The following is a 23,669-nucleotide window of genomic DNA, read 5'->3' as shown; positions in this document are numbered from 1 at the left end:
AACTGACGATGTGTACGAGAAAACCCGCGAATCTCGTGCATTGGCTCAGTTTCGGGAGAAGGTGCGGCAGTGGTGCGTCGAACACGTCCCGAAGGACTGGCGCGAGGCGCAGACCGGCGCCACCGACGAGGAGTTCGTCGCATTCCAGAAGGCCTGGTTCGCCGAACTCCACGCCGCTGGCTTCGCGGTGCCGCATTGGCCGGCCGAGTGGGGCGGCGGGATGTCGGTGGCCGAGCAGGTGGTGTTGTATCAGGAGTTGGCCGCGCACGACGCGCCGCGACTGGTGCTCGCGTTCGTCGGCATCCATCATGCGGCGTCGACGTTGTTGGTCGCGGGTACCGAAGAGCAACGGCGCCGGCACCTTCCCGCGATCCTCGACGGCGAGATCTGGGTGCAGGCCTTCTCCGAACCCGAGGCCGGCTCCGACCTGGCGAGCCTGCGCACGACGGCCCAAAAGGCGGGCGACGGCTACGTCGTCAACGGGCAGAAGCTCTGGGCCAGTGGCGGCAAGCACGCCGATTGGTGCCTGCTGCTGGCCCGCACCGATCCGAATGCGCCGAAGCGCAAGGGTATTTCGTACTTCCTCCTCGACATGACCACGCCCGGCGTGGAGGTCCGGCCCATCCGCAACGCGATCGGCGACTCGCATTTCTGTGAGATCTTCCTCAACGACGTCTCGATTCCGGCCGTCAACCTGGTCGGCGAGGAGAACGCCGGCTGGCAGGTCGCCCAGGCCACCCTCGGCGCCGAACGCGGCATGACGATGCTCGAACTCGCCGAGCGACTCGGCAATGCGGGGTTCCGATGGTTGACGCAAAGCGCACCCGTCGACGACCCCGTGGTGGCCGACCGGCTCGCGCAGTTCGAGATCGAGATCACCGGTCTGCGCGGGTTGTGCCGAAAACTGGTCGAGGACAACGAGGACGGCGCGCCAGGACCAGCGGACGCGTCGATCGTCAAGCTGTTCTACAGCGAACTGCTGCAGCGCATGACCGATTTCGGCGCAGAGATCGGCGGATTGGCCGCCCACACGGAATTGACCAAGCCGATGTCGAGCGGTTGGGAGTCGGGCGCCTGGGTACTCGACTTCGTCGGGTCGTGGGAATGGACCATCCCCGGCGGGGCGAGCGAGATCCAGCGCACGATCATCGGCGAGCGAGGCCTCGGCCTGCCCCGGGAACCGATGCCCGAGCGGGACCTTGTGTTACCGCGAGAATCGGCTGGAGCCTGATGACCTCCGAATTCGCCGAGTTCCACGACGAACTGCGCTCCGTGGCGGGCGATCTGCTCGCCAAGGACCGCCGCGTGCAATGGTCGACGTTGGTGGACGCGGGATGGGTCGGGCTCGAGGTGCCCGAGCAGTTCGGCGGTGCCGGCGCATCCTTCGCCGAAACCGCGGTCGTCTGCGCTGAGATCGGCCGTGCCGCGAGCGCAACCAGCTACCTCGGTAGCGCCGTGCTGGCCGTCGGCGCCGTGAACATGTTGCAGCCCAGCGATGCCCGCGACAGCTTGCTCACCGATATCGCCAATGGCGACCTCCGGGTGGCCGTCGCGCTCGACCCGTACGGCTTCGTGCCCGACGCCGAGGGCGCCGACCGGATCCTGATGGTGACCGACCGCGGTGTCGGCGTGACAGGCGTGCCGGCCACGCCGCGACCAGTGGTCGACGAGACACGCAACCTGGCCGCCGTGCCGACCGACGCAGAGCTCATCGATCTGCTGCCGTTCGCCGGGAATCCCCATGTCGCAGTGCAGCGGCTACATGATCGCGCCGCCGTCGCGATCGCCTGCGACAGCCTCGGTCTGAGCGAGGCCATGCTCGACGCGACCGTCGGGTACGCGAAGGTGCGTCACCAATTCGGCAGAGCCATCGGGTCATTCCAGGCCGTCAAGCACGCGTGCGCCGACATGCTGGTGAGCGTCTCGGTGTCCCGGCAACTCGTCGGCGCGGCCGTGCAATCCGCCGCCGAGAACCGGCCCGACGCCGGCGTAGCCGCCTCGATGGCCAAGGCGCACGCCTGCGCGGCGGCCGTCGACATCGCCGGCAAGGCCATGCAGCTGCACGGCGGCATCGGCTACACGTGGGAGAGCGGAATCCATGTGTACCTGAAGCGCGCCGCGCTCAACCGTTCGCTGTTCGGCTCGCCGGCAGCACACCGCAAACGACTAGCACAACGCTATCTGTAGAGAAATCAAGGAGTTTCACGTGGGCGTACCCGTATACAAGCGCATTTTGGACCTCTTCGAGGCCGAGGGTGTCAACACGTTGTTCGGCATCCCGGATCCCAACTTCGTGCACATGTTCTCCGAGGCCGACGCGCGGGGCTGGTCGGTCGTGGCGCCGCACCACGAGCTGAGCGCCGGCTTCATGGCCGAGGCAGCATCGCGGATGACGGGCAAGCCCGGTCTGTGCATCGGAACGCTGGGACCCGGAGTGGCCAACATCGCCGGAGCCATGATGTGCGCACTGGTCGAGAACTCGCCGGTGATCTTCCTGGGCGGCCAGCGGGCGCGCATCACCGAACGCCGGGTGCGCCGCGGCCGGATCCAGTTCGTGCAGCAGGAGGGCTTGTTCGCGCCGTCGGTGAAGTACAGCAGCTCCATCGAGTACGCCGATCAGACCGACGAGATCATCCACGAGGCCATCCGCCGGGCGATGTCAGGCACGCCGGGCCCGTCCTACGTCGAGTTCCCGTCGCACGTGATCCTCGAAGAGCTCGACCTTCCGGAAGTGTTGCCGCCGAACAGGTATCGCCTCGTCAATCAGGGCGCGGGCGAGCGTGAGGTCGCCGAGGCCGCCAAGTTGATCCGCGAGGCCGAGAGCCCGATCCTGCTGGTCGGTCACGGCGTGCACACCTCCCGCACGCAGCAGGAGGTCAAGGAGCTGGCCGAGCTGATGGCCTGCCCGGTGATCCAGACGTCGGGTGGCACGTCGTTCATCCCGGGGCTGGCCGAGCGCACGTTCCCCTACCTGTTCTCCCCGGCCGCCAACGAGGCGGTCGAGAGTTCCGACCTGTGCGTCGCGCTGGGTACCGAACTCGGCGAGCCGATGCACTACGGCCGCACCCAGCATTGGGCGGGCAACGATGCAAACCGCAAGTGGGTGTACGTCGAGCAGGACCCGACGGCCATCGGCGTGAACCGGCCCGTCGACGTGGCGTTGGTCGGCGACCTGCGCGGCGTGGTGCCACAACTCGTCGAGGCGTTGCGCGATACCCCGCGCGCGCCGTCGGCCAACCTCGAAACCCTGATCCAGTCGGACGCCGCCGAGCTGGCGCGGGTCGCGGAGGAGGCGCCGACCGGACGCACCCCGGTGCACCCGGCGCGCTACGTGGTCGAGGCGACCAAGGCGTTCGCCGAACTCGACGACGGCATCATGGTGCGCGATGGCGGCGCGACCGTGATCTTCCAGTGGACCTACTCGCAGTCCAAGCCGCGCGACGTGATCTGGAACCAGAACTTCGGCCACCTCGGTACCGGCCTGCCGTACGCCGTCGGCGCCTCCGTCGCCGAAGGCGGCAAGCGTCCGGTCATGTTGCTGACCAGTGACTCGGCGTTCCTGTTCCACATCGCGGAGCTGGAGACCGCGGCGCGCCAGAACCTGCCGCTGGTGTGCGTGGTCGGTGTCGACCACCAGTGGGGACTCGAGGTGGGGGTGTACAAGCGCACGTTCGAACAGCCGTCCCCGCAGCCCGGCGTGCACTGGAGCAAGGACGTCCGGATGGACAAGATTGCCGAGGGCTTCGGTTGCCACGGCGAGTACGTCGAGAAGGAGGAGGAGATCGGCCCGGCGATCGCCCGCGCCTACGCCAGCGGCAAAGTCGGTGTGGTGCATGTGTGCATCGACCCGACGGCGAACTCCGAGGAGATGCCCAAATACGACCGATTCCGGACCTGGTACGCAGAAGGCACCCAGTAGCGCCTCGTTCTAAGGAAAGCTGACAGCCATGCGCGAATATCTGAAGTTCTACATCGACGGTCAGTGGGTCGACCCGGTTCGGCCCAACACCCTCGAGGTCGACAACCCGACCACCGAAAAAGTGTCCGGCAAGATCGCGATCGGTTCCTCGGCCGACGTCGACGTGGCGGTGCAGGCGGCCCGCCGGGCGTTCGCGACCTGGTCGCAGACCAGCCGTGAGGAACGCCTCGACGTGCTGCAGGCGATCATGGGCGAATACCAGAAGCGGGCAGCCGACCTCGCCGACGCGGTCAACGAGGAGATGGGTGCACCGGCCTCGTTGGCGGCCGGGCCTCAGGTCAACCTCGGCCTCGGCCACCTGGCCACCGCGATCGACGCGCTGAAGAACTTCGAGTTCGAGGAGCAGTACGGCGCCACGCTGGTGGTCAAGGAGCCGGTCGGTGTCTGCGGCTTGATCACGCCGTGGAACTGGCCGATCAACCAGATCGCGTGCAAGGTCTTCCCGGCGCTGGCGACCGGTTGCACGATGGTGCTCAAGCCGTCGGAGGTGGCGCCCTACAGCGCGCAGGTCTTCACCGAGATCATCGACGCCGCAGGCGTTCCCGCGGGCGTGTACAACCTGGTCTACGGCGACGGTCCGGGCGTGGGCGCGGCGCTGTCGAGCCACCCCGACATCGACATGGTCTCGTTCACCGGGTCGACGAGGGCCGGTGTCGACGTCGCGAAGAACGCCGCGCTGACGGTGAAGCGGGTGACGCAGGAACTCGGCGGCAAGAGCCCGAACATCGTGCTCGACGACGACGACTTCGCCAAGAGCGTGACCGCGGGCGTCTCGGTGATGATGATGAACAGCGGCCAGAGCTGTAACGCGCCGTCGCGGATGGTGGTGCCGAACTCCCGCATGGAGGAGGCGATGGCGATCGCGCGCGAGGTCGCGAGCGCGGTGAAGGTCGGCGACCCGGACGACAAGACCGCGATCGGCCCAGTCGCGTCCAAGGCCCAGTTCGACAAGATCCAGGGGCTGATCCAGAAGGGCATCGACGAGGGCGCGACCGTCGTCGTCGGCGGCTGCGGACGCCCCGACGGGCTGGACAAGGGCTACTACGTCAAGCCGACGGTGTTCGCCAACGTCACCAACGACATGACGATCGCTCGGGAGGAGATCTTCGGCCCGGTGCTGTGCATCCTCGGCTACGACGACCTGGACCAAGCGGTCGAGATCGCCAACGACACGGAATACGGTCTGGCGGGCTATGTTTCGGGCGCCGACCTGGACAAGGCCCGCACGGTGGCGCGCCGGATCCGCGCCGGGTCGGTGGCGATCAACCACGGCTTCGACATGAATGCGCCGTTCGGCGGCTACAAGCGCAGCGGCAACGGGCGCGAGTGGGGCCACTTCGGGTTCGACGAGTTCCTGGAAGTCAAGGCCGCGTTGGGTTACGCCCCGGAGGCGGCGGCCGGATAGCGATTTCGGTGTCGAAGCGGTCGCTATTCGACTGTTCGAACACCCAAATCGCGGCTCTTACGGTCTGAGCAGCGGCCGCAGATCGTCCAGGCGGTCGAACAGGTGCCAGATGTACGACGACGAACCGTCCTCCCGATGCGGGTGCAGATCCGCCAGGTCCGGATCGTCGCGGTAGCTGTCGAAGGCTTCCTTGGAGTCCCATTCGACGAGGATCAGCACCTTGCGCGGTTCGATGTCGCCCACGACCGCCTCCCGGAACTGTCCGAGCGCGACGACGCGACCGCCGTGCTTGGCGACCTCCTGCGGTGAGCGTCTCGAGTAGGCCAGGTACTCGTCGCGATCGGCGATGTCGAAGAGGTTCAGCGCATATATCGTCACGTAGGTGACGGTACGCGGCCAGAAGTACGAATACGGCGTCGATTTCGACCGCATCGCAGCGATCGACATCCACACCCACGTCGAGATCGACGGCCACGGTCACAAGGCCTACGTCGACGACCTCGTCGAAGCGACGGAGAAGTACTTCAAGATGCCGCCGGGTGCGATGGCCGGTGTCGATGCGATCGCCGACCTGTATCGCCGGCACAACACCGCCGCGGTGGTGTTCACCATCGACGCGCGAACCGCGATGCGCCACGCGCCGAACTCGATCGAGGACCTCGTCGCGGGTGCGGCGCGCAACAACGATGTGCTGATCCCGTTCGGCAGCGTCGACCCGTGGCACGAGCGCCGGGCGGTACACCGCGTGCACGAGCTGGTCCGCGACTACGGGGTGAAGGGCTTCAAGTTCCATCCGAGCATGCAGGCGTTCGAGCCGAACGACCGTCGCTTCTATCCGATCTACGAGGCGATCACCGAAGCCGGTGTGCCCGCGCTGTTCCACACCGGCCAGACCGGGATGGGCTCGGGGCTGCCCGGTGGGCACCGCATCAAGCTGCGCTACTCCGACCCGATGCTGCTCGACGACGTCGCCGCCGACTTCGGTGAGCTGACGATCGTCATGGCCCACCCCGCGGTGCCGTGGGTGGACTCGCAGATCGCGATCGCCACACACAAGGCCAACGTCTACATCGACCTGTCCGGCTGGAGCCCGAAGTACTTCCCGCCGCAGCTGGTGCGCGCGATGAGCAGGCAACTGCGCACGAAGGTGTTGTTCGGCACCGACTTTCCTTATATCCAGATCGACCGGTGGCGCCGCGACTTCGACACGCTCGACATCGACCCGGCGGTGCTGCCGCTGGTCTACAAAGACAACGCGCTGCGGGTTCTCGGGGTCGCTTCTTGAGCGCGAGAAGACGTCAAGTGCTCAATCTTCGGCGGCACTTCTCCGGGCACTTTGCGTCTGCTCGGCGTCAGATGATGAGTTTTGGGGCCGACGGTGGTCTGCATCGGTGAACGACCCACCACCGACTGAAGGAGACCGTCGTGCCCGTCCGCAACTCCGCCCCCGTGGGCGCCCCGATCTGGATCGATCTCGCGTCCTCGGATGTCGAACGCTCGCAGGCCTTCTACGGCGCGGTGTTCGGCTGGACGTTCGAGTCCGCGGGCCCCGAGTACGGCGGTTACATCAACGCTTTCAAGGACGGCAGGTACGTCGCCGGCCTGATGGCCAATGACCCGCAGTGGAACAGCCCGGACGGCTGGACCACGTACTTCCACACCACCGACGTCAAGGCCACGCTCGACAAGGCGATGGCCGGCGGCGCCATCACGTGCGGGGCGCCGGCCGAGCCGATGGAGGTCAAGGACAGGGGCTGGATGGGCATGCTGTCGGATTCCAGCGGGGCCTTCTTCGGCCTGTGGCAGCCGACCGGGCACCGCGGCTTCGAAATCGTCAACGAGCACGGCGCGCCGGTGTACTTCCAGTGGACCGGCCGCGACTACGCCAAGGCGCAGGCGTTCTACCGCGACGTGTTCGGCTGGCAAATCGAGACGGTGTCCGACACCGACGAATTCCGCTACAGCACAGCCATCTTCGACGGTGAAGCGTTGCTCGGCCTGATGGACGGCACCGCCTTCCTGCCCGAGGGCGTGCCGTCGAACTGGAACTTCTTCCTCGGCGCCGACGACGTCGACAAGGCCGTGCAGTTGGTCCTCGACAACGGCGGCAGCGTGATCCGCGATGCCGAGGACACTCCCTACGGCCGGTTGGCCGCGGTCACGGATTCGACGGGCGCCGCGTTCAACCTGTCGTCGCTTCAGTGAGCGTCAGGCGGTCATGAGATAGTCGGCCCTGCCCACGAACACGATGCTTGCCGGGTTCGGGGTGGTGGCCGCGTCGACAACGGCGTCGGCGAAGGTCATATGGCTCATGTCGCCGGACACCACGGTGAGCTGCACGCCGGCCCGGCGGAACTCTGAACGCCTTGTGAGCAAGGCGGTTTCGCCGGCCCGCATGCTCGCGGCGACGGCCGTATAACCCTTGGGAACCGCCTTGTCGGGGAAGAAGTGGGCCTGATGGCTGGTCACGAAGACAATCCTTCCGCCAACCGGCATCAGCGGCAGCGCCGCCAGGGCCAGCCGCCGTTGAGCATCGCGGTTGAGGCGCATCGCGCAAGCGGGGTCGGCGCCCGTGTCCAACGCGTCCGACGAGTTGAGGATCAAGGTGTCCAACCGGCCGAAGCGTTCCGCGACGGTCTCGATCACCTCCGCGGACTCGAACTCATCGGAGATGTCGCGGGTCACGACGACGTGGGTGTCGACGCTGCCGAGCTGCCGCGCAACCCGCGCGCCGAGGCCCCTCGAGCCGCCGGTGACCAGGACGATCCGTTCGGGTTCGTGATCCATGTCGGGCTCCTTCCGTCGCTGCCGCGCACGCGTGGACCCACCGTACACCCATTTCTAAGAAAAATAAGGCGCTTATAAGGTCACAATAAGGTAGCGCTCAGCGGTGCTCAGCCGCTGGGAGCGGCCAGGGCGAAGTCGGCGAAGTCGAAGCCCGGCACCACCACGCAGCTGACCAGGCTCGGTTCGTCGTCGCGGGGGCGGGCGCGCTGCCAGTGCCCCGGCGGCACGACGAGCTGCGGTCGCTCACCGGCCATGATGTCGGCGCCGAGCAGACGTGTTGTCGCACTCTGTTGCTCGACACCGACCTCCAACAACAACGGGCTTCCCGAGTGGTAGAACCACAGTTCGGCGCTGCGCACCGTATGCCAGGCGGATTGCTGGCCCGGCATGAGCAGAAACAGAATCGCGGTGCCCGCGTTGCGGGGACCGGTGTAGTCCGGCGGCAGCGCGGATTGCGGCACGGTCAGGTCACTGCGCCAGGTCTCTTTGAACCAGCCGCCCTCCGGGTGGGGGGCCAGGTCGAGGCGGCGTGCCCAGTCCGGAAGATCGGTCATCCCCAGTACCTGCCTTTTCGCGGTCGGACACTCCACAGTAGAGATCGGATCGCCCCTGACACACCCGATAGGCTCGAGGGATGTCGCGCCTGCGTCCCGGATGGCTGGTCGCGCTGTGCGGGGCGATCGTATCGGTGAGCGCGTGGCTGCCGTGGTTGACGTCCAACGGCGCACGCATCAGCGCGATCGGTGGAGTCGTCGGCGAGCTGTCCGGGCCGGCACCTGGTTTCGGTGTCGGACAGCTCATCGCGCTGCTGGCGTCGATCCTGATCGTCGCGGGCGCCATGTCGGCGCGAGGGTTCTCGGCGCGGCTGGCATCGTCTGCCGCGCTGTCGATTTCGGTCCTGCTGGTGGTGTTGACGGTGTGGTATCACCGCCTTTACGTGTATCCGCCGGTCACTGCGGGCTACGGGCTCTACCTCGGCGTGGCCGTCGCGGTTGTCGCGGCGTTCCTCTCAGTGTGGGCGATGGTGAGTGCGTGGTCGCCGGTCGCCCGAACCGCGTGACCGGGTTGGAGCACGCCTCCGGGCATGCCGAAACTGCGGACAGATGGCTCCGCCCGCAGTTTCGATGATGCGGCCTACCCGGCGTCGACCGTCGTGGTCTCGATCGACCTCTGCCCGCCGCCATGGGCGACGTCGATCTTGCGGGGCTTGGCGCGTTCGGCCATCGGGATGGTCACGCTCAGCACACCGTTCTCATAGGTGGCCGAGATGGCCGATGCGTCAATGCCTTCGCCCAGGGACAGCTGCCTGCGGTAGGTGCCGAAGAACCTCTCGTTGGCCAGCCACTGCACGCCCTCATCGGATCGTGCCGTGCGATGCGCGGAGATGGTCAGCGTTCCGTTGTCGACACTGACATCCACCGAGCCGGGGTCGACACCGGGCAGATCGGCGGTCAGCAGGTAGTGGTCGTCGATCTTGCAGAGATCCATCGGCATGAACCGGGGCGAACGATTTGATCCGGTCTGGTTGGTCAGCAGGCCCCGGGTCAGAGCATCTAGTTCACTGAACGGATCAAAGCGAAGCACAGCAATCCACCTCCTATGTCATTCAGAGCCCGCCACCCTGGCGGGCAGCCAAATCACTGTGCACCTGCGAGTTTAGCACTCGACACCAGAGAGTGCCAGATTTTTCTCCGAAGTTTTTCCAGCCCCGGGTGCTGCGCGCCACGTCAGGACCGCGGGTCCGTCCGAGGCCTGAAACCACCCGGTGTCGCCCGACATCGCAACTCCGAGCCCGCGCGCCCACGACCGATACTCGAGGCGAAAGACATTGTGGCAGAATCGAATTCAGGTCAAATCGGTGGCGACCCAGGTGGCGTCGAACGCCGGGCAGTGGCCCATCTGTGAGGTTGGCGCCGTAGGGCGGCCCCGCCGGCTCCTGTCTGAACCGACGAGACCTCAGCACGGGTGACGGTCGACCGTCACACGTGCTTGGGTAGGACGTGCCCACTGCCCAAAACGGCAAACATTCGTGTAGGGCAGTACGCGGAGGGGAAGACTTCAACATATGACGAAGCCCCGAACCCACGAACTGGCCGAGCGGATGGCCGAGCTGGCGCGGGCCTCTGCTCCGCCGCGCACCGTGGACGAGGTGCTGGAGGACGTCACCGCGACGGCGAAAGAGCTGATCCCGGGTGCGGACACGGTCGGTGTGCTGCTCGTGGCCCGCGGAGGCAAGTTCGAATCGCTGGCAGGTACCTCGGATTTGCCGCACGAGCTCGACGAACTTCAGATGCAGTTCGGCGAGGGGCCGTGCATACAGGCGGCACTCCGCGAGTCGATCCTGCGCACCGACGACTTCCGTTCCGAAGAGCGCTGGCCGCGATACGCCGCCGCCGCGGTCGAGCGTGACATCCTCAGTGGTCTGTCGGTCAAGCTCTACACGGCCGACCGCACCGCCGGGGCGCTCAACATGTTCAGCACGAAGACACACGCCTTCGGCGCCGAAGACGAGACGACCGCGGCGATCCTCGCCGCGCATGCCGCCGCCGCGTTACTGGCGAGCCGGGAGGGGGAGCAGCTGAAGTCCGCGATGTCCACCCGGGACCGCATCGGCCAGGCCAAGGGCATCATCATGGAGCGCTACGGGGTGGACGAGGTACGGGCGTTCGAGATGCTCAAGCAGCTTTCGCAGGACAGCAACGTCAAACTGGCCGACATCGCTCAGCGCGTCATCGATACCCGTCACGGTGCCGAAGAATAGGGAAACACCGGATTCCTCAGCCTGGCCGTCCGGATACTGTCGAAGTCTCGGCCCGCCACCTGATGACCTCCAGGTGACGGGCCGATTCGTTTCGAGGCGCTCGCAACGACGACATCAGTGACCCAGTCTTACCTGAACGCCGTGGGCTCGGAGGTGTGCAAAGGTGTAGCTGAACTCGCCTCGGCGCCCGATGGACACGACATAGCGATCCTGACCCTCGGTGACGGGGAAGCTGAATGAGAAGGTGCACGTCGCGCTATCGCCCTTCCCCTGCCCAAGCGTGGTGGTGGCCAGGATTTCGTTCTTGCCGTTCTTGACGGTCACTTGAGTCTCATGGCCGACATCGGAATAGCCGTTGGCGCCCTCGCACGCAGTCCCATCGGCGATGATACCCCCCATACCGCTGCTGTCCGTGAGAACGAAGGTCCCTGGGGCGGTTGCGCTTTCGAGGATACGGAAGCCTTTGGCGAATTGCGGACAGAATGCTTCGACGGCAAATTTGTCGGCCGGCAGTCCTTGTTCGGGTCCGCCCTCTTCCAGTTGGCGGCAGACCTGCTTACCGCGGGCGATGGCTCCGGCGTCGGAGTTGAATTCGTTCGCCAGCCCAGCGTCCTTGAGCGCTGACAGATAGCCGGTTTCCGGCGAGGGTGGGTTTGAGCCTCCACCGCGCAGAAGTCCCCATACAACTACGGCCGCCAAGACGATGATCACCGTCGTCGCCCCAGTTGCCGGCCAGCTCAACCGGATGCTCGACCGCGCCGCCGCGACCTCGCGGTAATCCGGCAGCATCCGACCGCCGGTTGGATCCGTCGCTACCCGCCTCCCGTTGCGCACGCGATTCGTCGGACGGCCGGCGACGTAGTAGCGCCCCTCATATCGCGCCGTGGGGTCGGGGCGCCAGCCCGTCAACGGCGTGGCGACGTGCACCGCTCCGCACCGCTTGCATATGCCGTCGGAAGACAGATTCGAGCCGCAATACGGACAGGTCATCGTCGCCGAACTCCGACCGCCGGCCGACAACTACATCGCGCCATCGTGGGCTCCTGAACAGTGCTGTCCAGCGAGGTGTCAATACAAACGGTACGAGACTGAAAAGCTGCGAGAAAGCCTTATCGGGAAATCGAGGAACGGCGCTCTCCCGACCCGCGGCTGAGCAATCATCTTGATCGAAAAATCAATTCTTCGATTACCTCGGTAAGGCTGCTGACCTGCTGAATCGACAAACCATCGCTGATGACGGCCAACACGGCCTGATACCGCTGCTCGGCCACGCTCAACTCCCTCATCTAGGGAGTGTCAAGGATCAGCCGAAGTAACTGTCAACCATCAGCCGAAACACTGTCGCCCATCAACCGAAGTAGGAATGTCCAGCATCAACCGACCTAATACATCACCCGAGTGCCCCCGGCAGGATTCGAACCTGCGACACCGGCTTTAGGAGAGCCGTGCTCTATCCCCTGAGCTACGAGGGCGGGACCGCTGGGAGCTTACCGGCTCCAACCGAGCAGCGCGGACCACTCAAATGTCAGCACGAAGCGGCTCCGTAGATTACGCTACTTTAAGTTCCGTAATTAGAGCGCGGACCGTCGCGCTCAGGGAGGACACGTCGTGCGCAGTCGCTACGCGGGCACGCCATTCACCACGCCGACCGCCGAGATCCGACAGGCGCTCGAAGACGTCAGCGTGCCGACGCTGTTGCTCAGCCTCGTACACATCACCGGCGATCTGCGCTTCATCCGCGACTACGCCCAGGCCGGGCTGTTCCTCAACGAGGTCCAGGGCTTCATGTCCGAAGAGGACAAGGCCAGTGCGAGGGCCGAAGCGCTGGAGGTCATCACCGCCTACCGCGACCGCGGTTGCCCCGAGCCCGCGCCGCTGAGCGCGTCCGTCGTCAAGCAGATGATGGACTGGGCCGCTTGCGAACCGGTCGGCGAGGAGTATTTGCCGCTGCTCACCGAGGAACTCGACCTCGACGGCGTCGATCCGCGCAGACCTGAACCCGTTGACCCGGATGCGGCGGCCCGGCTACCCGTGCTCGTCATCGGGTGCGGCGAATCAGGGCTGCTCGCCGCCGTTCGGCTCAAACAGGCCGGGCTTCCGTTCACAGTCGTCGAGAAGAACGCCGGGCCCGGCGGAACCTGGTGGGAGAACACCTATCCCGGTGCACGGGTCGATGTGGCCAACCACTTCTACTGCTACAGCTTCGAACCCAGCAACAAGTGGAGCCACTACTTCGCCGAACAAGCGGAGCTGCGCGACTACTTCGTCGACGTGATGGACAAGCACGGCATCGGCGCGCACGTCCGGTGGCAGACCGAAGTGGTCTCCGCCGCGTGGGACGACGCGGCCGGGATCTGGACCGTCGCATTACGTTCCAAGGACGGCCGGGTATCGAGGGTCACCGCCCGCGCGATCGTCAGCGCCGTCGGCCAACTCAACCGGCCGCAGGTGCCCGACATCGAGGGCGCCGACACCTTCGACGGCCCGTCGTTTCACTCCGCCGCGTGGGATCATCGCGTGGACGTCACCGGGCGGCGGGTCGCGCTGATCGGCGCCGGCGCCAGCGGATTTCAGATCGCACCCGCGATCGCCGAGCGGGTCGAGCACCTCGACGTCTTCCAGCGGACCGCGCAGTGGATGTTCCCGAACCCGATGTACCACAAGGAAGTTGGCGACGGCACCCGCTGGGCGATGGAGCACCTGCCGTTCTACAGCCGCTGGTACCGCTTCCTGCTGCTGTGGCCCGGCGCCGACAAAGGCCTCGACGCCGCCCGCGTCGACCCCGGCTACGAACAGGGCGACTACGCGGTCAGCGACATCAATGCGGCCGCCCGGATGATGTTCACCGACTGGATTCAAAGCCAGGTCGACGGCGACGAGCAACTGCTCGCCAAGGTGCTGCCCGACTATCCCGCGACCGGTAAACGGACGTTGCAGGATGACGGCACCTGGCTGCGAACCCTGCGCAGAGACAACGTGGAACTGGTCCGCACGCCGATCGAGCGGATCACGCCGACGGGCGTGGTGACCGCCGACGGGCGGGAGCGGCCCGCCGATGTCATCGTGTACGCCACCGGGTTTCGCGCGACCGAGGTGCTGTGGCCACTGCGGATCACCGGCCGCGACGGTGTCGAGCTTCGCGATGTCTGGGGCGACCGGCCGTACGCGTACCGCGGAATCATGGTGCCGGGGTTCCCGAACTTCTTTCTCACCTACGGCCCCGGCACCCATCTGGCGCACGGCGGCAGCCTGATCTTCAACTCGGAGTTGCAGATGCGCTACATCGGTCAGTGTCTGCACGCACTCGCCGACGGGCTGCACTCGATCGAGCCGAGGCCCGAGGCCACCGAGGAGTGGCGTCGGCGATCGCAGGAAGCGATCAAGATGACCGTCTGGTCACACCCGTCGATCAAGCATTCGTACTTCAAGAACGCCCGCGGCGAGATCCACACCGTCAGCCCGTGGAAGCTCTACGAGTACCACGATGCGGTGCGCGAACCCGAGTGGTCGGACTTCGTGCTGCGGTCCGCCGACACCGCCGCGGCCCGGATGTCATAGCTCGGCGATCACCTTGGCGAACGCCTCGGCATGCAACTGCTGGACGGTGATGTAGCTGATGCCGTAGGTCTCGCGGTAACCGCGAAGCGTGTCGGCGATCTCCTTGACAGAACCCGACAACACCGCCGGTGTGCTCAGCAATTCGTCTTCGGACAGGTGCGGCAGGAACCGGCGCGTGATCGACAGGTCGGGCCGGCCGGAGTCGTCGGTCGGCATCGCCGTGACGGCGATGTTGAGCTCGAGGTCGTCGAACCGGTCACCGGCGGCCGCGCGGACGAACGCGATGCGGTCGGCGAGCGGATCCGACGTCGCCGTGATCGGCGCGCCGCCGGTCAGCCCGATGATGTCGGCCCGTTGTGCGGCAAGCGTCAACAGCTTGTCGCCGTTGCCTGCGATGAGGATCGGCACATCGGGGGCGTGCTCGCGGATGTGCTCGGTGATGTGGCGCAGCCAGTTCACCCGCTGGCCGGCCGACGGGAACGGCAGCTCGGCCTGCTCGAACTCCTCTTTGACGTAGCCGGCGCCGAGGCCGAGGTCCAGGCGGCCGCCGCTCAGGTCGCGCAGCGAGGTCACCTCGCGCGCCAGCAGCGCGGGCCGGTAGAACCCGGCATTGAGGACGAAGGTGCCGACGCGCAGCCGCTCGGTCGCCATCGCCATCGCCGTCATCATCGGAAACGGCGCGGTCGTATAGAGGTGATCGGCCACGTGCACGATGTCGTAGCCCATGTCCTCGGCGCGGCGGGCCCAGTCCTGCACTGACTTCTGACGGCGCGCGGCCTGAAGGCCGACACCGAACCGGAACGGTTTGGTCACGGATCGATCGTATGGGGGTCGCGAGTCAGCAAAGGATGTTTGGCTCGCACACGAGCAGGGCAATACATCTGCCGCCGACTTCGAATACCGAAGTCCACTAGCCGAAGGACTTGTTGCCCCGATCCGGCCCGTCGTGAACCATTCCGACGGGCCGGATCAATATTCCGACCCCCATATCCATGGCCGCGCACCCCACAATCGGCGTCGAAGAGGAATTCCTGCTCGCCGACCCGGCGACCGGCGAACCGGTCGCTCTCAACGAGGCCGTCGCCCACGAGGCCGCCAAGCACGGCGTGAAGCTGCAACTCGAACTGACCACCTGCCAGGTCGAGACCACCAGCGAGGTGGTCGCCTCCACCCGCGAACTGCGGGACCAACTGTTGCGACTCCGGCGCGTGGCGGCCGACGCCGCGCAGGCCGCCGGGGCGCAACTGCTCGCGGTCGGATTGCCACCGACAATTCCCCGGGACTTCCCGATCACCGACACGCCGCGATACCGCGAGATCGGCGACAAGTTCGGCATGGTCGCTCACGAGCAGGGCATCTGCGGGTGCCACGTGCACGTGGCGGTGCCCAGCCGGGAAGCCGCCATTCGGGTCAGCAACCGGCTGCGGCCATGGCTGCCCAGCCTGCTTGCCCTGAGCGCGAACTCCGCGATCTACCGCAACTCCGACACCGGCTACGCCAGTTGGCGCAGCGTGTTGTGGGCGCGATGGCCCAGCGCCGGCCCACCGCCGCACTTCGACTCCGTCGACGAGTACGACGCCGTCGTGCGCATGCTGCAGCAGGCGGGCGCGATGCTCGACGACGGCATGGTCTATTGGGACGTGCGCCCGTCGGCGAACTTCCCGACGATCGAGGTGCGCGTCGCCGACGTGCCCGCGACGGCGGCCGAAACCGTGCTGCTGGCCGCGGTCACCCGGGCCGCCGTGATGACCGCGCTGGAGGACGAACGGCGCGGCGAGCCGACACCGCCGCTCGCCCCGCATGCGCTGAAGGCCGCCTACTGGAAATCCGCACGCGACGGTCTGAACGGCGATGCGGTCGATCTGCTGGAAACCCACGAGCGGGTTCCCGCGCGAGCGCTGCTGGACCGGCTGATCGAGCATGTGCGCCCGGCACTCGAAGCGGTCGGCGACTACGACCTCGTGTTCGACGAGGTGCACCGCGTCACCGAGCAGGGCAACGGTGCGATCAGGCAGCGACGGGCGTGGCAGCGCCGCCGCGACGTGGGCGACGTCGTCGCCGAGGCGGCCGAGGCCACGCTGGCGGGAATCAGTTAAGCCAACGGCAGCTCGGCGAACGGGGCGCTGGTCGGCTGCGGTGAACCGCCGGGCGGTTCGACGGTGAACGCCAGCGCGCGCGAGTCGCCGAGATCGGGCAGCACGGCGGTCGTGGAGGGTGCGACTGCCTGCGGGTCCATCGTGCCCGCGGAGTGCGGCCCCTCAGCGTCGATCAGCCACATCTGATACACGGTGCCGGGTTGCGGCGGTGCGACGTTGTTCATCACCAGCACCCCGGCGTCCTTCTCGCGCGAGAACACCACCGTTGCCGTGCCGCCGCCGGGGATGCCGCCCGACACGGTGCGTACGTCGGGTGCGGCGAAGACCTGCTCGGCGGTAGACGGGCTGGGCGCCGGCCGCAGCGCCAGCCCGACACCGAGTGTGCCGAGGCCGACGACGAGTACCGCCGCGGCGGCCAGCGCGATCCGCTGCCAGCGTCGCGGCCGGAGCTGTTGTACGGGTGCGCGTGTGGCGCCAGCGACCTCGGCGAGCAGGCGCGCGCGCAACGCCGCCGGTGGTTCGGCCGCGGTGGCCGCCGACACCACTGCCATGGCCTCGCGGACCTCGCGCACCTCGTCGGCGAAGGCCCGTGCGACGGCGGGCGGCGCGGCCGCGACCCGGCGGTCGACATCGGCCCGTTCGGAGTCGGACATCGCGTCGAGTGCGTACGGCGCCGCGAGCGCGCCGAGGTCGGAATCGAGGGGCTCGGTCATGCCATCCCCAAGCACTTGCGCAGGCCGCGCAGGCCGTCGCGCATCCGCGACTTGATCGTGGCGAGGTTCGCCGACAACCGCTCCGACACCTGGGCGTAGGTCAGCCCGTCGTAGTACGCGAGTTGGATGCACTCGCGTTGCACATCGGTCAGCGATCGCAGGCAGTCGGCCACCCGGCGACGTTCGTCGCGCAGGATCACCGAGTCGGCGACGTGATCGGCGGGCGGGTCGACGGTGGCCGCGCCGTACCGGTCCTCGCGTCGGCTCGCCGCCTGTTCGGCACGCACCCGGTCGACGGCGCGGCGGTGCGCGAGCGTCATCAGCCACGCGAGCGGTGATCCGGCGGCGGGGTCGTAGTTGGCAGCGGTGCGCCACACCTGCAGATAGATGTCCTGAGTTGTCTCCTCGCTGTAGCCGGGGTCCCGCAGCACCCTGGTGACGAGGCCGAACACCCGCGCACGGGTGCGGTCATAGAAGGTGGCGAACGCCTCGACATTCTGCTGGGCCACCTGGCGAAGCAGTTCGTCGAGGTCCGTGGTCACCAGCGGTAGCCTAGCCACCGACGTCAGCAACGTCATCGTTATTGCGATCTGGCCGCGTGCGCGACCAAAGGCTCTGCCGGAGCGCGTGTTTCGCCGACTCGTTCGACACGCGGCGCGAGGGGAACGCGACGCAGCCACAACGTGACGTGCTGGATCCGGTACTCCAGCGCCGTCATCAGCGGGGCCAGCGGGGCGACCAGCTGCATCCGCAACAACTCGGCGACGGTTGCCGGCCTGCGCGTGCCGCGCAGCGTCGCGATGAACGCCGGTTCGTTGCCGCGGTGCAGCGACACCGTCACGTCCAGCTGGGCGCCGGGTTGCGGGGCGCGCACCAGGTAGTGGCCGTCGACCCCGTTGAACGGCGACACCCGCAACTTCTTCGGCGTCATCGACATGCCGTCGGGGCCCGGCGGGAGCAGATAGGCGTGCCGCTCGCCGCCGCGGTTGTGCATCTCCATCACGACATGACGCAGCACGCCGTCGGCGTCGTGGCACCAGTACAGCGTGAGCGGGTTGAAGACGTAGCCGAGCACCCGGGCCTGCAGCAGGGCGGTGACCCGACCGCCGTCCAGGGCGACGCCGCGGTCGCGCAGGAACGCGTCGATGCGCCGGCGCAGGGAGTCCTGCGGCGCGCCGTCGAGGTGGTCGCGTGCGTCGAAGCGGGCGAAGGGCCGGAGCCACCACGGAAGCCGGGGGAGCCGGTCGAGGTCGACATACCAGCTGTATCCGTGGTGCTCGAAATGGTGATACACCGGTGCGCGCCGCAGATGTGCGGTCCGGGTCCGGTACAGGTATGAGCCGTCCACATGGAGTATTCGGAGCCACCTGCACGCCGGATGACTGTGGCGAACCGAGTCACCAAGAATGCGCGGTCGCCACGAGGCCCTGGATCAACGCGGAGGTGGCGGGCGTGAGGCCGTCGTCGCTCGGTAGCTGGCTGCGGGGGCTGATGCCACGCACCCGTGGTGTCAGCTCGAGTTGCGCTCCGCCGCCGCGGACGCGGTTGACCGGATTGTCGGGATGCAGCCCGCGCAGTTCGCGAGGAATCGCGTCGAGATCGGTGATCACCTGGTAGCCGGGCACGCTGACGTGGCGGGCGAGATGTTCGGCGAGTTCGCGGTTGCGGCCGCCCGCAAGCAGTTGCGTGCTGCGACCGATGCGGCCGTATCCGTGCAGCGACACCGCGACGTCGACGTGGTCGAGGAACTCCGCGAGACGAGCGGACTCCTGCGCCCGGTACAGCGCCGAGGGCAGATGGTGCGGGTAGTGGTCCGGATGGCGCATCACATAGACGGAGGCACCCGCCGCGTCGGCGGCCCGTTCGGCGATGACGTCGGTCATCTCCTCCAGGCCGCCGCCGTGGATGGCCAGGAAGCCGAAGCGCGACCGCAGTGTGCAGACCTCTGTGACGCCGGGCTGTGCCAACAGCTCCGAAAGTGATTGCGGTGCAGGGGTTTCTGTGTTGTGGAGGCGGTTCGGCCAGTGTGCGGGATCCCACCGCCGGAGGAAGTCGACCCAGCGCTGCGGCAGGCCGTGGTGCATGGCGCCGTCGACGATGCGTTCCAGATATCCCGGGCGCGGCGGCCCGGGATCGACGCGGTGGTCGATGTAGACCCAGGCTTCGGCGGGGCCTTCGTCGGTGTGCACGGTGAGTCGGTCACGGCGGTAGCGGACCGGAACGCCCTCGGCGCTGTCCAGCACGGCCAGGTCGTGATCGTTGAGTTGCCACACGACGCCGTGGACTTCGGAGCCGTCGAACGGTTCGACGGTCGCAACACCGCGCTGGTTGATCAGCCAGTCGTGGTCGGCGAGCATGGCCGGCCGGGGATTCGCCGCGTCGGGGCACCGCAACGCCATCTGCGAGACGTTGAGGTTCGACCCGTACGCGAAGTAGGCGTGGTTGAGCATCAGCCTGTCAGGGTCAGGAAGATCAGCACCACATTCAAAAGGGTAATGAGAGCGGCGATGGCCCAGCCGAGAGCCGTCGTCACGCGGTGGTTGGTGTCGTCGCCCATCAGGCTCCGGTCGCTGGTCAGCCGCACCAGGGGAATCAAGGCGAACGGGATCCCGAAGGACAGCACCACCTGCGACAACACCAGCGCCCGGCTGGGGTCGAGACCGATCGCGAGGATCGCCAGGGCCGGCAGCAGGGTGATGAGGCGGCGCAGCACCAGTGGAATGGAGCGCTTCAGCAGGCCCTGCATGATCATCGCGCCCGCGTATGCGCCGACCGAAGAGGACGCCAGCCCCGAGGCCAGCAGGCCGATGGCGAACAGCAGCGCGATCGTCGGGCCGAGGGTCTCGCGGACCGCGGCGTGTGCGCCCTCGATCGAGTCGGTGTTCTCCTGTCCCTGCAGATTGGTGGCGGCGACCAGCACCATCGACAGGTTGACGGCGCCGGCGATGACCATCGCGATGCCGACGTCCCAGCGGGTGACGCGCAGCAGCATCCGTCGCATCGGGCCTGCCTCGGGGTGACCGTGGCGGTCCCGGGCCAACCCGGAGTGCAAGTACACCGCGTGCGGCATCACGGTCGCGCCCAGCATGGCGGCGGCGATCAGCACGCTCTCGGTGCCGGCGAACATCGGAACCAGCCCGGCTGCCGCCTCGTCGACGGGCGGGGGAGCGACGACCAGGCTGGCGAGGAAGCCCACCGCGATGATCGACAGCAGCCCGGTGATGACGCGTTCGAACGAGCTTTGACCTTGGCGGTCCTTGACCAACAGCAACAGCAGCGAGACGACCCCGGTGATGATGCCGCCGGTCAGCAGCGGCAGGTCGAACAGCAGGTTCAGCGCGATGGCGCCGCCCACCACCTCCGCGAGATCGGTTGCCATCGCGACTAATTCGGCCTGCAGCCAGTACGTCAGCCGGGTCCGGCGGCGCATCCGGCCACCGACCGCTTCCGGCAGCGACATCCCGGTCACCAGCCCCAGCTTCGCCGAGAGGTACTGCACGAGACAGGCCATGGCGTTGGCCGCGACGATGACCCAGACGAGCAAGAACCCGAACTGCGCGCCGGCGCTGACGTTGGCGGCGACGTTGCCGGGGTCGACGTAGGCGATGGCGGCGACGAACGCCGGGCCGAGCAACAGCCAACTCGGCCGCAGCTTCACCTCGTCCTGGACCACCTCGCCCACTTTCTATCCGGAGTAGCGAATAGAAAAGTTAGGTTAGCCGAAACCTCGGGCCGACGTGGCGCCGGGTGTCACCTACCTCGTCCACCGATGATCACCGGGCCCCAAGCCCACCCGCGGTACGGGCCGGTCTGCATCGACGGTGACGTGACGATCTGAGAGCTGCCGTTCGTATCGCATTGCGAGGTGTTCGGGGCGATGTCGGCGCACTCGGGCGCGGCGGTGGCGACCGGTGCGGCGAGCGTGCACACGCCGACCACGGCCGCAGCGAAAACCACTGCCATATAACGGGTTATCGATCTCTCGCTTGGCAGGGGCAGGCCCCGGACGGTCACGGGAAGAAGAACCCGTCGCCTTCCCACATGCTGCCCCACGGACCCACGTACTCCTGTTCGGCGGGCGTGGCGTCGATCGAAACGTTGCCTGGCGACACGCATTCCGTGGTGGAGCCGCCGATCGCCTGGGCGCCACCGGTGTCGACGCACTGCGGCAGCGTCGGGTTGGCCGGTTCGGCGCCGGCCAACGGTGCGCCCGCGACCGCCGCTGCGACGCCACCGGCCGCGATCACCGGAGCGAGATAACGAAGTGTGGTTCGCATGGGCACGTCCTCAGTCTGAAATACCGTTGGCCTCAACGCTGAGCGTACAGCCCTTTTCCGGTGATCAGCGGCAAGTCGAGCGTCGTCCGGATGCCCGGCGGGGCGGCCACGACCGCGGGAATCGCGTTGACGACACGGGCGGCAGTCGCGACCAGCCCGGCGTGGTTGTGGTCGCCGTTGGGGCTGCTGAGGCACAGGTCGAGCGTGTATGACGGCTCGCCGGTGATCTCCAGACGGTACGAGCCGCCCTCCTGCGCCGGTTGCGGCCAGTCCGGGTGCAGGTCGTCGCGCAACCGCGTGACGTGTTCGAGGACGACGGCGACCTTGCCGTCCTTGATGCCCTGCACTTCGAAGCGCAAGGCCGCTGCGGTGCCCTTCGCGATGTGGCCCGCGGCGATGTCGAATTCCTCGGGCGCCGGTTCGCGGGTGTAGGTCTCGGTGACCTTGTCGAGTTCGATGCCGAGGCCCGCGGCGAGTTGGCGCACCACCGATCCCCAGGCGAGGCTGAGCACCCCGGGTTGCAGCAGCATCGGGATCTCGTCGAGCGGTTTGCCGAAGCCCATCACGTCGAACATGACCGTGGCGCTGTCGTAGGTGTCGTAGTTGATGATCTCCATGCAGCGGATCTGTTCGACGCTCTGGCAGGTGCCCGCCAGCGCCAGCGGCAGCAGGTCGTTGGCGAAGCCTGGGTCGATGCCGTTCACGAAGACGCTCGAATTGCCTTGTTGCGTGGCTTCCTCGATCGGCTTGACGAGTTCGTCGGGCAGCACCTGCCACGGATACTGCAGGAAGACCGCGCTGCTGCCGACGACGTTGACGCCGGCGGCCAGGATGCGGCGATAGTCCTCCAGCGCGTCGGGCAGGCGGTTGTCGGCCATCGCGGTGTAGACGGCGCACTGCGGCTGGGTGGCCAGTACTGCATCGAGGTCGGTCGTCGCGGTGATACCCGTCGAAACCCCCAGCCCCGCAAGCTCTCCCGCGTCCGTTCCGGCTTTGGCCTCCGACGACACCCACACGGCGGTGAGCTCGTATTGCGGGTCGTTGATCAGCTGGGTCAGCGCGTGCCGTCCGACGTTGCCGGTGCCGATCGCGGCCACCTTGATGGTCATGGACTTCCTCTCACAGATCCGGGATGGGCAGGTCGAGATTAGGGACCGTCAACCCGCCGTCCACCTCGAGCGTCTTACCGGTCAGATAGCTACCTGCCGGCGAGGCCAGATACACGGCGGCAGCGGCGATGTCGTCGGGCTCCCCGAGGCGGCGCATCGGGGTGGCCTGCTCCATCGGCTTCCGCAGATCGTCGTCGGAGGCCACGATGTCGAGCGCCGAGGTCAGGATCGAGCCCGGCGCGATCGCGTTGACCCGGATCCGCGGGCACAGGTCGAGCGCGGCCAACCGGGTGTAGTGGGCGAGCGCGGCCTTGGCGGTGCCGTAGGCGGCGAAACCGCGCCCGGCCAACCGGCCCATGGTGGAGGTGATGTTGATGATGCTGCCGCCGCCGGAGTGCTCGAGCATGTGCGGTACGGCGGCCGCCGTGAGCGCGTGCGCGGTCGAGACATTGAAGGTGAAGGCGTCGCGCAGGTCCTTCGTCGAGGTGTTGAGGAGCGCGTTCGGCATGGTGCCGCCGACATTGTTGACGACGATGTCTAGTTTGCCGAACGCTTCGACTGCGGCGTCGGCGAGCTTGGCGGTGTCCTCGGGATGCGCGAGGTCCGCGACGACGATGTGGGCCCGTCGTCCGGCGGCGCCGACCTGCTCGGCGACCTCCTCGAGTTGCGACTGTGTGCGCGACGCGATCACCACGTCCGCACCGGCTTCCGCGAATGCGACCGCCATCGCGGCGCCGAGGCCGCGGCCCGCACCGGTGACCACCGCCACCTGATCGTCCAGTCGGAATCTGTCGAGAATCACGATCGAAGTCCTTCCCTCGCCGGGCGAACGGTAACAGGGCTCCGGCCGCTCCCGGGCGGTTTTCTGAAACACGTTCTAATTCGGATCGCTCGTGTCAGTGGACACATGTCTTGAGTCAAGAAATTGGCAGGTTTTCGTGGGTAATGGCGTGGAGGTAGGCCTGCCGTGGGGTGCGGTCGTCA

Annotated in this window: 25 protein-coding genes and 1 tRNA gene; 10 read left to right on the top strand and 16 right to left on the bottom strand. The window is 67.2% G+C overall.

Annotated elements, in window-relative coordinates:
• The first annotated feature begins 40 nt into the window (after positions 1 to 40).
• Genes AU188_RS08315 through AU188_RS08300 form a run of 4 tightly spaced genes read left to right on the top strand, consistent with a single transcriptional unit; the run spans position 41 to position 5,384 of the window.
• Complete coding sequence (locus AU188_RS08315) at positions 41 to 1,231, top strand: acyl-CoA dehydrogenase family protein (RefSeq protein ID WP_059163300.1); 1,191 nt, start codon at positions 41 to 43, stop codon at positions 1,229 to 1,231.
• Complete coding sequence (locus AU188_RS08310) at positions 1,231 to 2,187, top strand: acyl-CoA dehydrogenase family protein (protein WP_059163265.1); 957 nt, start codon at positions 1,231 to 1,233, stop codon at positions 2,185 to 2,187. The genes AU188_RS08315 and AU188_RS08310 overlap by 1 nt, the downstream gene beginning before the upstream one ends.
• Before the next feature lie 19 nt (positions 2,188 to 2,206).
• Positions 2,207 to 3,919 carry a thiamine pyrophosphate-binding protein gene (locus AU188_RS08305; RefSeq protein ID WP_059163264.1) on the top strand — a complete coding sequence of 571 codons (1,713 nt, stop codon included), beginning with the start codon at positions 2,207 to 2,209 and terminating at the stop codon, positions 3,917 to 3,919.
• 28 nt (positions 3,920 to 3,947) lie between these two features.
• Positions 3,948 to 5,384, top strand: a complete 1,437-nt coding sequence (locus tag AU188_RS08300) for an aldehyde dehydrogenase family protein (RefSeq protein WP_059163263.1) — start codon at positions 3,948 to 3,950, stop codon at positions 5,382 to 5,384.
• Between the two features lie 57 nt (positions 5,385 to 5,441).
• On the opposite strand, the gene AU188_RS08295 is transcribed toward AU188_RS08300, so the two are convergent.
• On the bottom strand, positions 5,442 to 5,762 hold the full coding sequence (locus AU188_RS08295; RefSeq protein ID WP_172799434.1) for a DUF1330 domain-containing protein: 321 nt from the start codon (positions 5,760 to 5,762) through the stop codon (positions 5,442 to 5,444).
• 4 nt (positions 5,763 to 5,766) lie between these two features.
• Here AU188_RS08295 and AU188_RS08290 point away from each other — a divergent pair, with 4 nt between their 5' ends.
• Together AU188_RS08290 and AU188_RS08285 are read left to right on the top strand one after the other, a co-directional pair.
• Positions 5,767 to 6,669, top strand: coding sequence for an amidohydrolase family protein (locus AU188_RS08290; protein WP_059163261.1), 903 nt, complete (start codon positions 5,767 to 5,769; stop codon positions 6,667 to 6,669).
• 140 nt (positions 6,670 to 6,809) lie between these two features.
• The gene (locus AU188_RS08285; protein WP_059163260.1) at positions 6,810 to 7,589 is read left to right on the top strand and encodes a VOC family protein; all 780 of its coding nucleotides are present in this window, start codon (positions 6,810 to 6,812) and stop codon (positions 7,587 to 7,589) included.
• Between the two features lie 3 nt (positions 7,590 to 7,592).
• Here the strand turns inward: AU188_RS08285 and AU188_RS08280 are convergent, their stop codons facing one another.
• Positions 7,593 to 8,171 carry an SDR family oxidoreductase gene (locus AU188_RS08280; RefSeq protein ID WP_059163259.1) on the bottom strand — a complete coding sequence of 193 codons (579 nt, stop codon included), beginning with the start codon at positions 8,169 to 8,171 and terminating at the stop codon, positions 7,593 to 7,595.
• A gap of 107 nt (positions 8,172 to 8,278) precedes the next feature.
• On the bottom strand, positions 8,279 to 8,725 hold the full coding sequence (locus AU188_RS08275; RefSeq protein ID WP_059163258.1) for a cupin domain-containing protein: 447 nt from the start codon (positions 8,723 to 8,725) through the stop codon (positions 8,279 to 8,281).
• Positions 8,726 to 8,805: 80 nt separating this feature from the next.
• Here AU188_RS08275 and AU188_RS08270 point away from each other — a divergent pair, with 80 nt between their 5' ends.
• The gene (locus AU188_RS08270; RefSeq protein WP_059163257.1) at positions 8,806 to 9,231 is read left to right on the top strand and encodes a hypothetical protein; all 426 of its coding nucleotides are present in this window, start codon (positions 8,806 to 8,808) and stop codon (positions 9,229 to 9,231) included.
• Between the two features lie 74 nt (positions 9,232 to 9,305).
• On the opposite strand, the gene AU188_RS08265 is transcribed toward AU188_RS08270, so the two are convergent.
• Positions 9,306 to 9,755, bottom strand: a complete 450-nt coding sequence (locus tag AU188_RS08265; protein ID WP_059163256.1) for an Hsp20/alpha crystallin family protein — start codon at positions 9,753 to 9,755, stop codon at positions 9,306 to 9,308.
• 481 nt (positions 9,756 to 10,236) lie between these two features.
• Here AU188_RS08265 and AU188_RS08260 point away from each other — a divergent pair, with 481 nt between their 5' ends.
• Complete coding sequence (locus AU188_RS08260; RefSeq protein WP_059163255.1) at positions 10,237 to 10,932, top strand: GAF and ANTAR domain-containing protein; 696 nt, start codon at positions 10,237 to 10,239, stop codon at positions 10,930 to 10,932.
• Between the two features lie 114 nt (positions 10,933 to 11,046).
• On the opposite strand, the gene AU188_RS08255 is transcribed toward AU188_RS08260, so the two are convergent.
• Together AU188_RS08255 and AU188_RS08250 are read right to left on the bottom strand one after the other, a co-directional pair.
• Positions 11,047 to 11,922 carry a DUF732 domain-containing protein gene (locus AU188_RS08255; RefSeq protein WP_059163254.1) on the bottom strand — a complete coding sequence of 292 codons (876 nt, stop codon included), beginning with the start codon at positions 11,920 to 11,922 and terminating at the stop codon, positions 11,047 to 11,049.
• Positions 11,923 to 12,331: 409 nt separating this feature from the next.
• Positions 12,332 to 12,404 (bottom strand) — tRNA-Arg (locus tag AU188_RS08250).
• Positions 12,405 to 12,540: 136 nt separating this feature from the next.
• Here AU188_RS08250 and AU188_RS08245 point away from each other — a divergent pair.
• The gene (locus AU188_RS08245; RefSeq protein WP_059163253.1) at positions 12,541 to 14,490 is read left to right on the top strand and encodes a flavin-containing monooxygenase; all 1,950 of its coding nucleotides are present in this window, start codon (positions 12,541 to 12,543) and stop codon (positions 14,488 to 14,490) included.
• Here AU188_RS08245 and AU188_RS08240 read toward each other — a convergent pair.
• Complete coding sequence (locus tag AU188_RS08240) at positions 14,485 to 15,303, bottom strand: LLM class F420-dependent oxidoreductase (protein ID WP_059163252.1); 819 nt, start codon at positions 15,301 to 15,303, stop codon at positions 14,485 to 14,487. The two genes, AU188_RS08245 and AU188_RS08240, sit on opposite strands and share 6 nt — an antisense overlap.
• 179 nt (positions 15,304 to 15,482) lie before the next feature.
• Here AU188_RS08240 and AU188_RS08235 point away from each other — a divergent pair, with 179 nt between their 5' ends.
• Positions 15,483 to 16,586, top strand: coding sequence for a glutamate--cysteine ligase 2 (locus AU188_RS08235; protein ID WP_059163251.1), 1,104 nt, complete (start codon positions 15,483 to 15,485; stop codon positions 16,584 to 16,586).
• Here the strand turns inward: AU188_RS08235 and AU188_RS08230 are convergent.
• The 9 genes from AU188_RS08230 to AU188_RS08190 form a co-directional block, all read right to left on the bottom strand.
• The gene (locus AU188_RS08230; protein WP_059163250.1) at positions 16,583 to 17,299 is read right to left on the bottom strand and encodes an anti-sigma factor; all 717 of its coding nucleotides are present in this window, start codon (positions 17,297 to 17,299) and stop codon (positions 16,583 to 16,585) included. The genes AU188_RS08235 and AU188_RS08230 overlap by 4 nt on opposite strands.
• On the bottom strand, positions 17,296 to 17,877 hold the full coding sequence (locus tag AU188_RS08225) for a sigma-70 family RNA polymerase sigma factor (protein WP_059163249.1): 582 nt from the start codon (positions 17,875 to 17,877) through the stop codon (positions 17,296 to 17,298). Before AU188_RS08225 ends, AU188_RS08230 begins: the two co-directional genes overlap by 4 nt.
• A gap of 2 nt (positions 17,878 to 17,879) precedes the next feature.
• Positions 17,880 to 18,647 carry a DUF1365 domain-containing protein gene (locus AU188_RS08220; RefSeq protein WP_286137356.1) on the bottom strand — a complete coding sequence of 256 codons (768 nt, stop codon included), beginning with the start codon at positions 18,645 to 18,647 and terminating at the stop codon, positions 17,880 to 17,882.
• A gap of 49 nt (positions 18,648 to 18,696) precedes the next feature.
• Positions 18,697 to 19,749 (bottom strand): poly-gamma-glutamate hydrolase family protein, encoded by a 1,053-nt coding sequence (locus AU188_RS08215; protein ID WP_059163247.1) that lies wholly within the window; start codon positions 19,747 to 19,749, stop codon positions 18,697 to 18,699.
• Positions 19,749 to 20,972 carry an Nramp family divalent metal transporter gene (locus AU188_RS08210; protein ID WP_059163299.1) on the bottom strand — a complete coding sequence of 408 codons (1,224 nt, stop codon included), beginning with the start codon at positions 20,970 to 20,972 and terminating at the stop codon, positions 19,749 to 19,751. The genes AU188_RS08215 and AU188_RS08210 overlap by 1 nt, the downstream gene beginning before the upstream one ends.
• Positions 20,973 to 21,049: 77 nt before the next feature.
• Positions 21,050 to 21,262, bottom strand: a complete 213-nt coding sequence (locus AU188_RS08205) for a hypothetical protein (protein WP_059163246.1) — start codon at positions 21,260 to 21,262, stop codon at positions 21,050 to 21,052.
• A gap of 47 nt (positions 21,263 to 21,309) precedes the next feature.
• Positions 21,310 to 21,576, bottom strand: coding sequence for a hypothetical protein (locus AU188_RS08200; protein ID WP_059163245.1), 267 nt, complete (start codon positions 21,574 to 21,576; stop codon positions 21,310 to 21,312).
• 32 nt (positions 21,577 to 21,608) lie between these two features.
• A complete protein-coding gene (locus tag AU188_RS08195; RefSeq protein WP_059163244.1) occupies positions 21,609 to 22,685 on the bottom strand; it encodes an NAD(P)H-dependent amine dehydrogenase family protein in 1,077 nt (358 codons plus the stop codon).
• Positions 22,686 to 22,695: 10 nt separating this feature from the next.
• A complete protein-coding gene (locus AU188_RS08190) occupies positions 22,696 to 23,487 on the bottom strand; it encodes an SDR family oxidoreductase (protein ID WP_059163243.1) in 792 nt (263 codons plus the stop codon).
• Positions 23,488 to 23,669: the final 182 nt, after the last annotated feature.

The sequence above is a fragment of the Mycobacterium sp. IS-3022 genome (assembly GCF_001500065.1).
Classification (GTDB): domain Bacteria; phylum Actinomycetota; class Actinomycetes; order Mycobacteriales; family Mycobacteriaceae; genus Mycobacterium.
Note: the sequence above shows the minus strand (reverse complement) of the source record. Positions and strands in the feature narration are given on the sequence as shown.

Excerpts from the sequence above, each read along its gene's own strand:
- AU188_RS08200 (WP_059163245.1), bottom strand. The coding sequence starts at position 21,576 with ATGCGAACCACACTTCGTTATCTCGCTCCGGTGATCGCGGCCGGTGGC.
- AU188_RS08310 (WP_059163265.1), top strand. The coding sequence starts at position 1,231 with ATGACCTCCGAATTCGCCGAGTTCCACGACGAACTGCGCTCCGTGGCG.
- AU188_RS08205 (WP_059163246.1), bottom strand. The coding sequence starts at position 21,262 with ATGGCAGTGGTTTTCGCTGCGGCCGTGGTCGGCGTGTGCACGCTCGCC.
- AU188_RS08195 (WP_059163244.1), bottom strand. The coding sequence starts at position 22,685 with ATGACCATCAAGGTGGCCGCGATCGGCACCGGCAACGTCGGACGGCAC.
- AU188_RS08230 (WP_059163250.1), bottom strand. The coding sequence starts at position 17,299 with ATGACCGAGCCCCTCGATTCCGACCTCGGCGCGCTCGCGGCGCCGTAC.
- AU188_RS08275 (WP_059163258.1), bottom strand. The coding sequence starts at position 8,725 with ATGACCGATCTTCCGGACTGGGCACGCCGCCTCGACCTGGCCCCCCAC.
- AU188_RS08235 (WP_059163251.1), top strand. The coding sequence starts at position 15,483 with ATGGCCGCGCACCCCACAATCGGCGTCGAAGAGGAATTCCTGCTCGCC.
- AU188_RS08270 (WP_059163257.1), top strand. The coding sequence starts at position 8,806 with ATGTCGCGCCTGCGTCCCGGATGGCTGGTCGCGCTGTGCGGGGCGATC.
- AU188_RS08255 (WP_059163254.1), bottom strand. The coding sequence starts at position 11,922 with ATGACCTGTCCGTATTGCGGCTCGAATCTGTCTTCCGACGGCATATGC.
- AU188_RS08260 (WP_059163255.1), top strand. The coding sequence starts at position 10,237 with ATGACGAAGCCCCGAACCCACGAACTGGCCGAGCGGATGGCCGAGCTG.
- AU188_RS08225 (WP_059163249.1), bottom strand. The coding sequence starts at position 17,877 with ATGACGTTGCTGACGTCGGTGGCTAGGCTACCGCTGGTGACCACGGAC.
- AU188_RS08215 (WP_059163247.1), bottom strand. The coding sequence starts at position 19,749 with ATGCTCAACCACGCCTACTTCGCGTACGGGTCGAACCTCAACGTCTCG.
- AU188_RS08280 (WP_059163259.1), bottom strand. The coding sequence starts at position 8,171 with ATGGATCACGAACCCGAACGGATCGTCCTGGTCACCGGCGGCTCGAGG.
- AU188_RS08300 (WP_059163263.1), top strand. The coding sequence starts at position 3,948 with ATGCGCGAATATCTGAAGTTCTACATCGACGGTCAGTGGGTCGACCCG.